Below are 12,346 nucleotides of genomic sequence, written 5' to 3'. Positions count from 1 at the left end.
ACAGGAAGTCGCCATCAATTGTTGTTTGGGGAATAATATTGAGCCGGGCAAGTTCATCGGCGATGTTTTGCCAGCGGTTGGGGTTCATGTGCCCAATTTCAATGAGCTCAGACATGATCATCTGGGCTGCTGTTTCTAACTCAAAAGCCAGGTGGGCACGGGTTTTGTGCGGTTGGTATTGCTGCTCTATAACATCAAGGGTTTCATCAATATGGGTAAGGGCATAGTACCAGCCCTGTAGGCTTGCAGCGCGGAAGCGGTCAACTGTTTCTGGCTTGCTGGTAGCGAAGTCTTGATGGGTAAAGAGCACATCACTGTAAAAGCTAATGCCATAGTCGGCAGGATTGAAAATAAGCGCTTCCTCGCCGCGCTCTAGCAAATAGAAGGGCTCGTTAGTGAGATAACCGTTAAACACATCGACTTTTCCCTTTAGTAGGTCATCAATATTTGCTGAGGTGGTTACCTGCTCTAGATCGGCTAAGGCGATGTTATTGTGGGACAGCAGCACAATAAGCTCAGCATCTTCCGTGCCCGAGAACATCATCACTCACTTGCCTACCAAATCGTGAATTGTCTTGATACCACTGTTGGCTCTCGCCACGAGCACGGAAGGAGAGTGCTGGAAAATAGCAGCTAGAGCGGTGAGGGGAAAGCCATGCCCATAGGCGACCAGTACTTCGGTGTTGCCCACGCCAAAATCAGCTCTCTTATCGAGCACCTCCGTGATAGGAACCTTGTTATTTCCACCAGCTCTGATCGTTACATCTAACCCGGCATCGCGGTAGAAGCCTTTCTCTTTTGCCATGTAAAATCCGGCAAATTGAGCCTGGTGTAGCCAGCGTAGCTGCAGCGATACACTTTCTAGTGCAGTTGCAGGCATGGCCAGTATCAGTAGGTTTAGGGAAAGGAACAGAGCTAGTATGTGTCTCACAATATGCAACGACTTGTGTCAAGTTATACCCGGAGCCAATTTTGGTGAACCAAGGCTATGAAGTAAAGGGGATATGTTGTTTATTGAGAGCAATGACCATGATCAAATTCAAGTAAGTGAAGCACGCTATAATTAAATGTTTTTTGTCATTAATTGGCTATTTAGGAGAATAATATGGCTATCGCACAACTCGCAATCTTACCGGAAGCCGGCCCGTTTGCCTTGTATGTTGTTATGAAGGTTGTAGGGGATAAGCGTGCTGTGATTGAGCAGTGTCAGACCCTTCACCAAAAACTGGCAACTTTGAATGGCCAGCAGCCAGAGGCGAACTTGCGTGCAAGTGTCGCTTTCGGCAAGTCATTTTGGCAATCCTTGGAAAAGGGCTGCCCTGCTGGGTTTGAAGACTTTCGTGCCTTGGGGAAAGGGGATGCCACAGCACCTGCAACTGGCGGTGATATTCTTCTGCATGTGAACTCGAGCCGCCACGATTTGAACTTCTATATACTGCGCCAGTTTTTGCAGCCAATAGCCGAAGCGGTAGAGGTACTGGATGAAACTTATGGTTACAAGTACTTAGATTCCCGTGATATGACAGATTTTATCGACGGTACTGAGAACCCGAAGACACTTGAATCACGTAGCGACGTGGCATTGATTAAAGAAGGTGATTTTTCCGGCGGTAGTTTTGTGATGGTGCAGCGCTTTGTCCATAACCTGCCGGCATGGCATCGCCTCAGTGTTCAGGCGCAGGAGAAAGTGATCGGCCGTACCAAGCCTGATTCGATTGAACTGGAAGATGTTCCGGCAAATTCCCATGTTGGCCGTGTCGACATCAAAGAAGAAGGTAAAGGTCTGAAGATTGTCCGCCATAGCTTGCCATATGGCTCTGTAACGGGCGACCACGGCTTATTGTTTATAGCCTACTGCAACACCCAGCATAATTTCAACGCGATGCTAGAGAGCATGTACGGCGAAACTGATGGCCAGACTGATACGATGCTACGTTTTACCAAAGCGGTAACAGGCGCGTATTTCTTTGCGCCATCAGCGGAAATGCTGGAAAGTTTGTAATATAAAAAAACGCAGCCCAAGGGCTGCGTTTTTGCTAAGACTGAAAAGCCTTACTTCTTGATGCGTAGAACTGGAGTTTCACCCACAGTTGTAGCGCCAGAAAGTTTGTTCAGCTCTTTGATTTCGTCCATGTTAGAGATAACAACAGGAGTCAGAGTTGATTTTGCTTTCTCTTCTAGAAGAGCTAGATCGAATTCGATGACTGTGTCACCAGCTTTAACAGTTTGGCCTTCCTCAGCGATGCGAGTGAAGCCTTCACCTTTCAGTTCAACGGTGTCGATACCGAAGTGAACGAATAGTTCGATACCATCGTCAGACTCAATAGAGAAAGCGTGGTTAGTTTCGAAGATTTTGCCGATAGTACCGTTTACTGGTGCAACCATCTTGCTGCCAGCAGGTTTGATAGCGATACCGTCACCAACGATTTTTTCTGCGAAAACAACATCTGGCACATCTTCGATGTTTACGATCTCACCAGAAAGTGGTGCGATAATCTCGATTGCACCAGCTTCGTTGCTGTCGTCAGAAACCAGCTTCTTCAATTTGTCAAACAGACCCATATCGTTGCTCCTAAGCGTTGTTATTCTATCTGCAGCTATATTAGCAGATGGTCTTTTCTGCGATGAATTTTTCTACGTGTGCTTCGATTTCAGCTGCTGTTGGCATAGCAAGTGCTTGTTCTGCCATAGCTTTAACATCAGCAAAGTTAGCGTTACGGATAACTTTCTTAATGCGTGGAATTGAAATTCCGCTCATGCTGAACTCGTCCAGACCCATACCTAATAGCAATAGGGTAGCACGTTCGTCACCAGCAAGCTCGCCACACATACCAGTCCACTTACCTTCTTTGTGAGAAGCATCGATTACTTGCTTGATCACAGTAAGTACTGCCGGCGATAGCGGGTTATATAGGTGAGAAATCAGCTCGTTACCACGGTCAACTGCAAGAGTATACTGGGTTAAGTCATTTGTACCAATACTAAAGAAGGCAACTTCTTTGGCTAGGTGGTGAGCAATGGCTGCCGCAGCTGGTGTTTCTACCATGACACCGATTTCGATGTTTTCATCGAAAGCAAGATCTTCAGCGCGAAGCTCTGCTTTGTACTCTTCGATAGCGGCTTTCAGTTCACGGATTTCCTCAACCGAGATAATCATCGGGAACATGATGCGGATCTTGCCGTGCGCAGAAGCACGCAGGATGCCACGAAGCTGGTCACGTAGGATTTCACGGCGGTCAAGGCTGATGCGAACTGCACGCCAACCCAGGAATGGGTTCATTTCTTTTGGAAGATCCAGGTATGGTAGATCTTTGTCACCACCGATATCCATGGTACGGATAATCACTGGTTCGCCGTGCATTGCTTCTGCAACGTCTTTATACGCTTGATACTGCTCTTCTTCAGTCGGAAGGGCATCACGATCCATGAACAGGAATTCAGTACGGTACAGACCAACGCCTTCACCGCCGTTACGGTTAATGCCGTCACAGTCTTTTACTGTACCGATGTTACCGCAAACTTCTACCTGCTTGCCGTCCAGAGTAATTGCCGGAAGATCTTTAAGCTTCGCTAGCTCTTCTTTTTCAGCAATGTGCGCGTCACGGATCGCTTTGAATTTGGTAAGCTCTTCTTCGGTTGGGTTGATAACAATCGTGTTGTTGATTGCATCAAGAACTAGCATATCGCCGTTCTTAGCCTGAGCTGTAATGTTGTTCGTACCTACGATTGCAGGTAGCTCTAGAGAACGTGCCATGATAGAGGTGTGCGAAGTACGGCCACCGATATCAGTAATGAAGCCCAGTACGTAATCTAGGTTGATCTGCGCTGTTTCAGAAGGCGTCAGGTCGTTAGCAACCAGGATAACTTCTTCGTTGATCGCACTTAGGTTTACGATGCTGATGCCAAGCGCGTTTTTAACGAAACGGTTACCGATATCACGGATATCCGTTGCACGCTCTTTTAGGTATTCATCATCGAGTGACTCAAGCGTCATTGCTTGTTCTTCAATAATTGAATGAATAGCAAGAGCTGCAGTCGCTTTGTTGTCTTTAATGAAGGCTATGATTTCTTCTTCAAGCTCTTCATCTTCCAGCAACATGATGTGGCCTTCAAAGATTGCTTCCTTCTCTTCACCGAAGGTTGCACGTGCTTTTTCTTTGATTACTTCTAGTTGCTCAGAAGATTTTTTTCGAGCATCGAAGAAACGTTGAATTTCGTTCTCGATTTGATCTGCAGCGACAGGAGTCTTGTTCAGAACAATCTCTTCTTCCTGCAGGAGTAGTGCTTTACCGAAAGCAATACCAGGAGATGCCAGGATACCTGAAATCATAGCCTTACCTTAAATTAACAAAAAACTAGGGAACGTAATAAACCAACTGCGAATTAGTGCAGTTGGTCCATCAGGGCTACTAGGTGATCAACAGCCTGCTGTGCCTGTGCACCTTCAGCAGAAATAGTCACATGAGTACCCTTAACTAGGCCTAGAGTTTGCAGCTTGAACAGGCTCTTAGCGCTTGCGCTTTTACCGTTAGAAGTAACAGTGATGTCCGCGTCGAAAGCTTTTGCTTCTTTAACGAACTGAGCCGCTGGACGAGTGTGTAGACCGTTTTCTGCAGTAATCTCAACTTGCTTCTGATACATTTTTCACCCCGATGTAGATATAGTATTTATTTAATATTAACGTAACTGAAAGTAAGCTTAACGTGGATAACGTGTGCTTGCTAACTGGGAGTATAAACTACCCAACAGTTCGGTGTTTTAGTTTAATCCAAGTCAATTTTATGTGACATTTATCGATTTGGAACTGTCAAAATGGTCAATAATCGACCTTTTATTTCGACGCTAGAAATAAAGCACAACGGATTTATATTAAAGCTAAGGTCAAAAAGCAACAAAAAAGCCCCCTCTGGGGGGGCTTTTAAGCAATAAACAGCAATCTATCATTATAAAGTGTGATCACTGTTGGGTTTCTTTTTCGGTAAAGATACCGGCAAATAGCGCAGTTGATAGGTAACGCTCACCTGAACTCGGTAGCACAACAACAATATTTTTGTCGGCAAACTCCGGGCGCTCGGCAATACGGTTAGCGGCAACAACAGCAGCGCCAGAAGAAATACCAGCAAGAATGCCTTCTTCTTCCATTAGGCGGCGAGCCATTTCAATCGAGTCTTCTGAGCTGACGCGTTCTACTTCATCAATCAGAGCGAGGTCAAGGTTGCCAGGAATAAAGCCGGCACCGATCCCCTGAATCTTATGCGGGGCAGGCTGCACCTCTTCACCATTCAGGGTTTGGGTGATCACCGGTGACTCAGACGGCTCTACGGCAACCGTGGTGATGGCTTTGCCCTTCTGCTGCTTAATAAAGCGGCTTACACCCGTCAGCGTACCACCGGTGCCTACACCCGAAACGAATACATCAATTTCGCCATCTGTGGCATCCCAGACTTCAGGGCCTGTGGTCTTTTCGTGAATTTCAGGGTTGGCTGGATTATTGAACTGTTGAAGTAACAGGTACTTCGATGGATCGGATGCTACAATTTCTTCAGCTTTTTCTATCGCACCTTTCATGCCTTTCGGTGCATCAGTCAATACTAGGTTAGCTCCGAGTGCCTTAAGCAGCTTACGGCGTTCCAGACTCATGCTCTCAGGCATGGTCAGGGTTAGCTTGTAGCCACGAGCTGATGCAACAAAAGCAAGGGCAATACCGGTATTTCCGCTGGTTGGTTCAACTAGCTCGACACCTTCTTTTAAAATACCTTTCTTTTCGGCGTCCCAAATCATGTTTGCGCCAATACGACACTTAACGCTGAAGCTAGGGTTACGCGCTTCAATCTTAGCTAGGACATTACCTTTACTTACACGGTTAAGACGAACTAGCGGGGTGTTACCAATCGTTAGGGAGTTATCTTCGTAAATTTTGCTCATGCTTGTCGTTCCTTCGTGACACGTTTTCAACAAATGACAGATAAAGCATAAACCGTGATTGGCATTTGGAAAGTAATTTATTGTTATATCTTATTGTTATATAGGAAGGCTTCGCCTTCCAAGAAAGCGAGTTACGCTTTGTTCCGGGGGCGCTGCGCTTCGAGAGGCGGGGAAGAGCGGTAAAACGGTCCTATGCCCTATGGAATAGAAGGTACGAGTTACTAGGTTCGAGTAGCGAGAAAAAGCATGCTTCTCCTTGGTGACTCGGAAACTAGCCTGCAGGGCCATTGAACCCATAAAATAGAGGTGAGTTACGCTGCGCTTCGAGAAGCGAGAGGGGATATCATATCTGATAGCGAATAATTTCCCGCTTCCCGCTTCCCGCTTCCCGCTTCCCGCTTCCCGCTTCCTTTAGCGGAGTTTATACTGCTCCCGGTAGTGATCCACCCACATCGCAGTGGCGCCGCAGACCGCGACAGGCATAACAAACAGGTTTAGCAGCGGTGTCATGGTGAATAGCATCACCAGGCTACCAAAGCTCAGAGACTTGCCGCGCTTTACCTTGAGCGCATCGCGCATCGTTGTAAAAGGCACCTTGTGGTTATCAAATGGGTAATCGGCATATTGAATACTCATCATCCAGGCGCTGAATAGGAACCATAGTACTGGCCCGATGGTCTGGCCCACGGCCGGGATCCAAAGCAGAATAAGCAACCCTAATGCTTTAGGCAGGTAGTATTTCAGTTTCACCCACTCGCGGTGCATGATCCGGGGCAGATCTTTGAGGATATCTTTCAGGCCGGAATCAGGGGCGGGTTCACCGGTTAGCTTGGCCTCAAGGTGCTCGGCAAGCAACCCATTAAACGGGGCTGCGATCCAGTTGGCGATGGTACTGAAAAAATAGGAGAATGTGACTAGGGTAGCAATGGCGAGCAGTGGCCACAGCAGGTATGAAAGCCAGTCTAGCCATTGGGGTAAATACGCCATCCAGCTATCGATCCAGTCGCCCAGCTGACTTAATACTAAGGTGAATGCACTGCCGAATAGCACGATATTCACCAGCAGCGGTAAAATGACGAAGCGGCGGGTACCTGGCTGCAGTGCTAACGACATTCCCTTAAAAAAATACCCGGCGCCGCTGACCGGATTTTGGATGGCTGGCGATTGTTGCATCTGATTCTCCTTTGTGCGCTTCTCTCAAGATACGATTTTCAGCATGAGAAACGATAACGATAGTGAAGGCATGTTAACGGTGTGCGGCACACAGAATCAAATATCATCTAAATGGTATTGGAGATAAAAGTAGAAAACATTATTGAACTGGCTGAATTTTGCTCGATTTTGTGCTCAATAGCACTATCTTGCACGAATCGCGATAATCATCTTCTCTTTCTGATTTGAGATTTGGTACATTATGACTAATTCCTTTAATTATCTGCCTTACTTAAAGCGAGATAATTAAAGGAATTGGTATAGAATTATTAGGTTATGTTCAGGTTCGAGCCCTGGGCTGCCCGATGAAAATCGATTGTCATTAGTCCCGTTATGGGTAACGAGTAAATTCAGAGTATTCATATGCAGGAATTGCGTCTGGTTCTTATTATTGTCGGCGCGCTGGCTATTGCAGCGTTACTGTTGCATGGCCTGTGGAGCAGCCGAAAGGAAAAGCCCGCTAAGTTTGGTGAAAAGCCACTGGGTAAGTTAGATGAAGCCAGCAAGGTCGATTCGGACGGTTTTGATCAGGATGGTGTTGGTAGTGTGCGAGTGGTGAATGGTGAAGAGCAAGCCGTTGAAACTGCCCGTCCGGCACGTAAAGAGCCAGAGCTTCATTTTGGTGAAAAAATTGAGGCCGATCCTTTAATGGAGCCAACGGACACCTCATTTAGCGCTGAGCCAGCATTAGATCTTCCTAAAATGTCGGCGAAGCCAGAAGTGCCGGTAGCTGATGTTGAAAACGCAACGCCTACGGAGCCGCCAGCACAACCAGCCTCTTCGGCGGTAGAGCCTGTGATTGCTCAGCCTGTTGATGCTAAACGCCAGCAACCAGAGCCTCTGCCATTGCAGTCGGTTGAGCCTGTGCAGGTGAAGGCTGAAGCTGAGTTACCGAAACAGACATTGATCGCACCAGAAGAGATGACAGTGGTAGAGCCAAGTGAACAGTCTCTTCAGGCCGAGGAGCCCAAGCCAAACGTTGATCCTGTTGCGAAGGAACAAAGCATTGCCGAGCCAGAGCCAGAGCCAGAGCCAGAGCCAGAGCCAGAGCTGAAACCTGGTTATCTAGTGCTGAACATTCATGCTCGCAATGGTGACAACTTACGGGGTACCAAGCTGTTTAACAGCCTTGAACAGAATGATCTGTTTTATGGTGAAAATTCGGTTTATCACCGTCATGCCGATGTGGCTGGCACCGGACCGATTGTGTTCTCGGTAACCAATATGGTCCACCCGGCACACTTCCCCGAAGGCGGTGCCGATAGTTTTGAAACGCCGGGAATTGCGTTTTATCTGATGCTGCCATGCCCTGGTCGTGCCGATCACAACTTTAACCAGATGCTCCAGACAGTACAGCGTGTCGCTGACGAGCTGGGGGCAGATGTTCTCGATCATGAGCGAGCGATGATCACCCCACACCGCATTGATGAGTATCGAGAAAAAGCGAAGCGCTATACTCGGGCGTAACGCGGGTATTGAATGAGATATAATCAGGCCCCTTTTAAGGGGCCTTATTTTTATACGATAGGAAGAATAATGAGTCACGACATTCAGCAGCAACTTACAACGTTGCGAGAACAACTTGCATACCATGGTCATCGCTATTATGTCGATGACAATCCTGAAATTCCTGATGCGGAATATGATCGGATGATGCAGCAGCTGCTGGCCCTGGAGGCACAGCACCCAGAGCTGATGACAGTTGACTCACCAAGCCAGCGTGTTGGTGGAAAGCCGCTTGATGGTTTTACCCAGGTTACCCACGAGTTGCCGATGCTGTCGCTGGATAATGCATTTAACGATGAAGAGCTGCAGGCATTCGAGAAGCGTATGCAGGATCGCCTGGTGGCTTCTCCATCATTTAGCTATTGCTGTGAACCTAAGCTAGATGGTTTGGCCGTCAGCCTAATGTATGAAAATGGTGTCCTGGTTCAGGCTGCGACGCGTGGTGACGGTACGACGGGTGAAAATATTACCACCAATGTCCGTACGATCCGCTCGATCCCGTTAAAGCTTCAGGGAGAGGGCTGGCCCGCCCGCCTCGAAGTCCGTGGCGAGGTCTTTATCCCGAAAAAGGGTTTTGATGAGCTGAATGAAAGAGCCCTGAAAAAAGGGGAAAAGACATTCGCCAACCCACGTAATGCGGCAGCCGGTAGCCTGCGCCAGCTAGACTCGAAAATCACCGCAACCCGCCCGTTAAGCTTTTACGCTTATTCGGTGGGGATTGTCGAAGGGCTGGAGCTGGCATCAAGTCAGTATGATCGTTTGGAGCAACTGAAGGGGTGGGGCGTACCGATGTGCCCTGAAATTCGCCAGCTGGAAAACCTGAACGATGTGATTGCCTACTACCAGGATATTGGCGAAAAGCGCCAGGCGCTGCCTTACGAAATTGATGGTGTAGTGATCAAAATTGATGATGTCGCCACGCAAGAGGAGCTGGGCTTCGTCGCCCGTGCCCCGCGCTGGGCGATAGCCTATAAGTTCCCGGCACAGGAAGAAATGACCCGCCTGAACAATGTGGAGTTTCAGGTTGGCCGTACCGGAGCAATTACCCCTGTTGCAAAGCTGGAGCCGGTATTTGTCGGCGGGGTCACGGTAAGTAATGCCACCCTTCACAATGCCGATGAAGTCGAGCGACTGGGCGTTATGGTTGGCGATACGGTCATCATTCGCCGGGCGGGTGACGTGATCCCGCAGATTGTTTCGGTGGTTGAGTCACGCCGCCCTGAAGGTGCCGAGGCTATTGTCTTCCCGACTGAGTGCCCGGTTTGTGAATCAAAGGTTGAGCGTGTCGAAGGAGAAGCGGTTGCGCGCTGCTCTGGCGGCTTGTTCTGCCAGGCCCAGCGCAAAGAAGCCCTGAAACATTTTGTTTCCCGCAAAGCTCTGGATGTTGATGGCTGCGGTGAGAAGGTGATTGAACAGCTTGTTGACCGGGAAATGGTGGCGACACCAGCCGATCTGTTCAAGCTCTCGGCCGGTGTGGTTACGGTACTTGAGCGAATGGGACCGAAATCAGCCCAGAAGTTGGTTGATTCCCTGGCTAAATCAAAGCTGACTACATTGCCAAGGTTCTTGTATTCTCTGGGGATCCGTGAAGTCGGTGAGGCGACAGCGGCAAACCTGGCTAATCACTTTGAAACCCTTGAGGCCATTTCAAAGGCAACCAAAGAGCAGCTAATAGAAGTTCCTGATGTTGGTGATATTGTTGCTGAGCACTTATCTAACTTCTTCCAGGAAGAGCACAATATGGCGGTGATTAACGATTTGCTGGAAGAGGGTATTCACTGGCCTGCAATCGAGAAGCCACAAGAGGGGGTAGAACTTCCTTTGGAGGGCAAAATCGTAGTATTGACTGGCTCTTTATCTCAGTTAACCCGCTCAGATGCTAAGGCTGCACTGCAGAGCCTAGGGGCGAAAGTCACTGGCAGCGTGTCAAAGAAAACTGACCTGCTGGTGGCCGGTGAAGCGGCGGGCTCAAAGTTGACTAAGGCCCAGGATTTGGGAATTGATATCTGGGATGAACAGGCACTTGTCGATTTCATGAAGCGCTAATTAGGTTATTTCAGGAGTTTGATACAGCGTTTTATTATCAATTTCTGATTTAATTTGTATTACAAAATGTATGGTCCGCCCCGTTATTGCAACTACAATTTTTGATGACGGGGTTGGTTTGCGCTAATGTATTCGGAGTCACGTTTGGGTGCTCCCGCATCCCAGCTCCACGATGATATCCGCGCCAGATTATCCTTAAAAAGCGTAAAGCATTTATATGCTGTCTCTGTATCAGGTTCTTAATCTGGCCGATTGATCGTTTTTGTCATCATAATCGTCATTGCAAATTCGGTTATCCCGTCGTCATACGAAAAGCCTGGCGGTTGTACATGACCGCCCAGGCTATCCTAGCTAGCTTGTTGGCCAACGCAACAACGGCGATGTTAAAAGGTTTCCTGGCTCTTAAGTCAATAAGCCACTGCCCAAAGGCTTTTCCTGTTTTATCCGGTTTAGATAAAACAGCTCTTGCCCCATGTATAAACAAAGTCCTGAGTCGCTTATTCCCTCGCTTGCTGATACCTAGCAATTTGGATTTCCCACCCGTCGAGTATTGTCGTGGTACAAGCCCAATCCAGGCAGCCATATCCCGTCCATTAGTGAAATTAGCCGGTGAACTGATGTCAGCCAAACATAGGCTTGCTGTCATGTCACCTATCCCTGGGACAGTTTTAAGTAGTTGTGCTAATTCGTTGTGTTCAATGAACTGGCTGAGCTTTTTGTCCTGCTGTTTAATTTGTTCACTCAGGTAAGAATAATGCGCGTGAAGCTCTTGGAGTTCGCGAGTGAAAAGGCTTGGAAGAGGTTGTTTTTGATCTGCCAGCCATTGGAACAATGATTTCATTTTGGCATGACCGGTAGGCAGGCTCAGCCCAAATTCCAACAACATCGCGCCAATACGAGACATGCAAGCTGTACGCTCCTTGATATACCCATCTCGTACCCGATGGATAGAGGCGATGACTTGGGCCTCTTCAGATTTAACTGCAACAAACCGCATTGAAGGGCGGCAGGCTGCTTCAGCAATGGCCGAAGCATCAATAAAGTCATTCTTATTACCTTTTACATAAGGCTTTACGTATTGCGGTGGGAGCAGTTTTACTTGGTGATTAAACTCTAAACACTTACGCGCGAGCCAGTGAGCGCCACCGCAAGCCTCAAAGGCAATCGTTGTGGGGCATAGCTTAGAAAGGAATAAAATAAGTTGGCTTCGGTTGAACTTTTTACGTAAGAATTCTCTGCCAGTACTATCATGACCGACAAGATGGAAGCAGTGTTTACCGAGATCTATACCAAGAATATGTAAGGAAGACATATGGTTTACCTCTTTCAAAGTGCCTACTTCAAGCGTAGGGGCTTGAGAGTGAGGCGGACCATATAATTAAGCGTGGCACATTAGATAATCAATGTGCCACGCTTTTTTTGCCTCTCGCCTCTTTTTTTACGTCTGATTTTATGCCTATTGGTTATTTTTCATAGTCAAAATAGCGCCCGTTTATTTTTTGAACATGACACTCATTACATTGAAACCTAAATTGTACTCAAGATGACTTTTTCGGTCTGACTCACATTTATCATTGTTATATATATTTAACTTTATGTTTTTTAAGTGAATTTTCTTTTGTTGGTAATTTTATCGAAAAAGGTATGATTTTGATCA

General features: G+C 47.5%; 9 protein-coding genes and 1 pseudogene. 3 read left to right on the top strand and 7 right to left on the bottom strand.

The window, feature by feature from the left end; all coding sequences use genetic code 11:
* Positions 1–265: 265 nt before the first annotated feature.
* Positions 266–805 (bottom strand): annotated as a pseudogene (locus AC51G0_RS14665) (ABC transporter substrate-binding protein); the annotation flags it as partial.
* 300 nt (positions 806–1,105) lie between these two features.
* Between AC51G0_RS14665 and AC51G0_RS14660 the strand changes: the two are divergent.
* Positions 1,106–2,002, top strand: coding sequence for a Dyp-type peroxidase (locus AC51G0_RS14660; RefSeq protein WP_496299409.1), 897 nt, complete (start codon positions 1,106–1,108; stop codon positions 2,000–2,002).
* Positions 2,003–2,052: 50 nt separating this feature from the next.
* Here the strand turns inward: AC51G0_RS14660 and crr are convergent, their stop codons facing one another.
* The 5 genes from crr to cysZ form a co-directional block, all read right to left on the bottom strand.
* Positions 2,053–2,562, bottom strand: coding sequence for a PTS glucose transporter subunit IIA (gene crr, locus AC51G0_RS14655; RefSeq protein WP_496299408.1), 510 nt, complete (start codon positions 2,560–2,562; stop codon positions 2,053–2,055).
* A gap of 40 nt (positions 2,563–2,602) precedes the next feature.
* A complete protein-coding gene (gene ptsI, locus AC51G0_RS14650; RefSeq protein WP_496299406.1) occupies positions 2,603–4,330 on the bottom strand; it encodes a phosphoenolpyruvate-protein phosphotransferase PtsI in 1,728 nt (575 codons plus the stop codon).
* A 53-nt stretch (positions 4,331–4,383) separates the two neighbouring features.
* Complete coding sequence (locus AC51G0_RS14645; RefSeq protein WP_496299404.1) at positions 4,384–4,641, bottom strand: HPr family phosphocarrier protein; 258 nt, start codon at positions 4,639–4,641, stop codon at positions 4,384–4,386.
* A gap of 315 nt (positions 4,642–4,956) precedes the next feature.
* A complete protein-coding gene (gene cysK, locus AC51G0_RS14640; RefSeq protein ID WP_496299403.1) occupies positions 4,957–5,925 on the bottom strand; it encodes a cysteine synthase A in 969 nt (322 codons plus the stop codon).
* Positions 5,926–6,336: 411 nt separating this feature from the next.
* Positions 6,337–7,098: a sulfate transporter CysZ gene (gene cysZ / locus AC51G0_RS14635; RefSeq protein ID WP_496299402.1), complete on the bottom strand. Its 762-nt coding sequence runs from the start codon at positions 7,096–7,098 to the stop codon at positions 6,337–6,339.
* Positions 7,099–7,500: 402 nt separating this feature from the next.
* Here cysZ and zipA point away from each other — a divergent pair, with 402 nt between their 5' ends.
* Positions 7,501–8,604: a cell division protein ZipA gene (zipA, locus tag AC51G0_RS14630; RefSeq protein WP_496299401.1), complete on the top strand. Its 1,104-nt coding sequence runs from the start codon at positions 7,501–7,503 to the stop codon at positions 8,602–8,604.
* Positions 8,605–8,673: 69 nt separating this feature from the next.
* Entirely contained in the window at positions 8,674–10,689 is a 2,016-nt protein-coding gene (ligA, locus tag AC51G0_RS14625) for an NAD-dependent DNA ligase LigA (RefSeq protein ID WP_496299400.1), read from the top strand.
* Positions 10,690–10,981: 292 nt separating this feature from the next.
* Here the strand turns inward: ligA and AC51G0_RS14620 are convergent, their stop codons facing one another.
* Positions 10,982–12,001, bottom strand: a complete 1,020-nt coding sequence (locus AC51G0_RS14620) for an IS110 family RNA-guided transposase (protein ID WP_496299399.1) — start codon at positions 11,999–12,001, stop codon at positions 10,982–10,984.
* Positions 12,002–12,346: the final 345 nt, after the last annotated feature.

The organism is Photobacterium sp. HL06 (assembly GCF_059552575.1).
This window is presented reverse-complemented; position numbering and strand designations above follow the sequence as displayed.

What these genes read in the sequence shown, in the direction of transcription:
- AC51G0_RS14620 (WP_496299399.1), bottom strand. Translation starts at nt 12,001, where the DNA reads ATGTCTTCCTTACATATTCTTGGTATAGATCTCGGTAAACACTGCTTC.
- ptsI (WP_496299406.1), bottom strand. Translation starts at nt 4,330, where the DNA reads ATGATTTCAGGTATCCTGGCATCTCCTGGTATTGCTTTCGGTAAAGCA.
- ligA (WP_496299400.1), top strand. Translation starts at nt 8,674, where the DNA reads ATGAGTCACGACATTCAGCAGCAACTTACAACGTTGCGAGAACAACTT.
- crr (WP_496299408.1), bottom strand. Translation starts at nt 2,562, where the DNA reads ATGGGTCTGTTTGACAAATTGAAGAAGCTGGTTTCTGACGACAGCAAC.
- zipA (WP_496299401.1), top strand. Translation starts at nt 7,501, where the DNA reads ATGCAGGAATTGCGTCTGGTTCTTATTATTGTCGGCGCGCTGGCTATT.
- AC51G0_RS14645 (WP_496299404.1), bottom strand. Translation starts at nt 4,641, where the DNA reads ATGTATCAGAAGCAAGTTGAGATTACTGCAGAAAACGGTCTACACACT.
- cysZ (WP_496299402.1), bottom strand. Translation starts at nt 7,098, where the DNA reads ATGCAACAATCGCCAGCCATCCAAAATCCGGTCAGCGGCGCCGGGTAT.
- cysK (WP_496299403.1), bottom strand. Translation starts at nt 5,925, where the DNA reads ATGAGCAAAATTTACGAAGATAACTCCCTAACGATTGGTAACACCCCG.
- AC51G0_RS14660 (WP_496299409.1), top strand. Translation starts at nt 1,106, where the DNA reads ATGGCTATCGCACAACTCGCAATCTTACCGGAAGCCGGCCCGTTTGCC.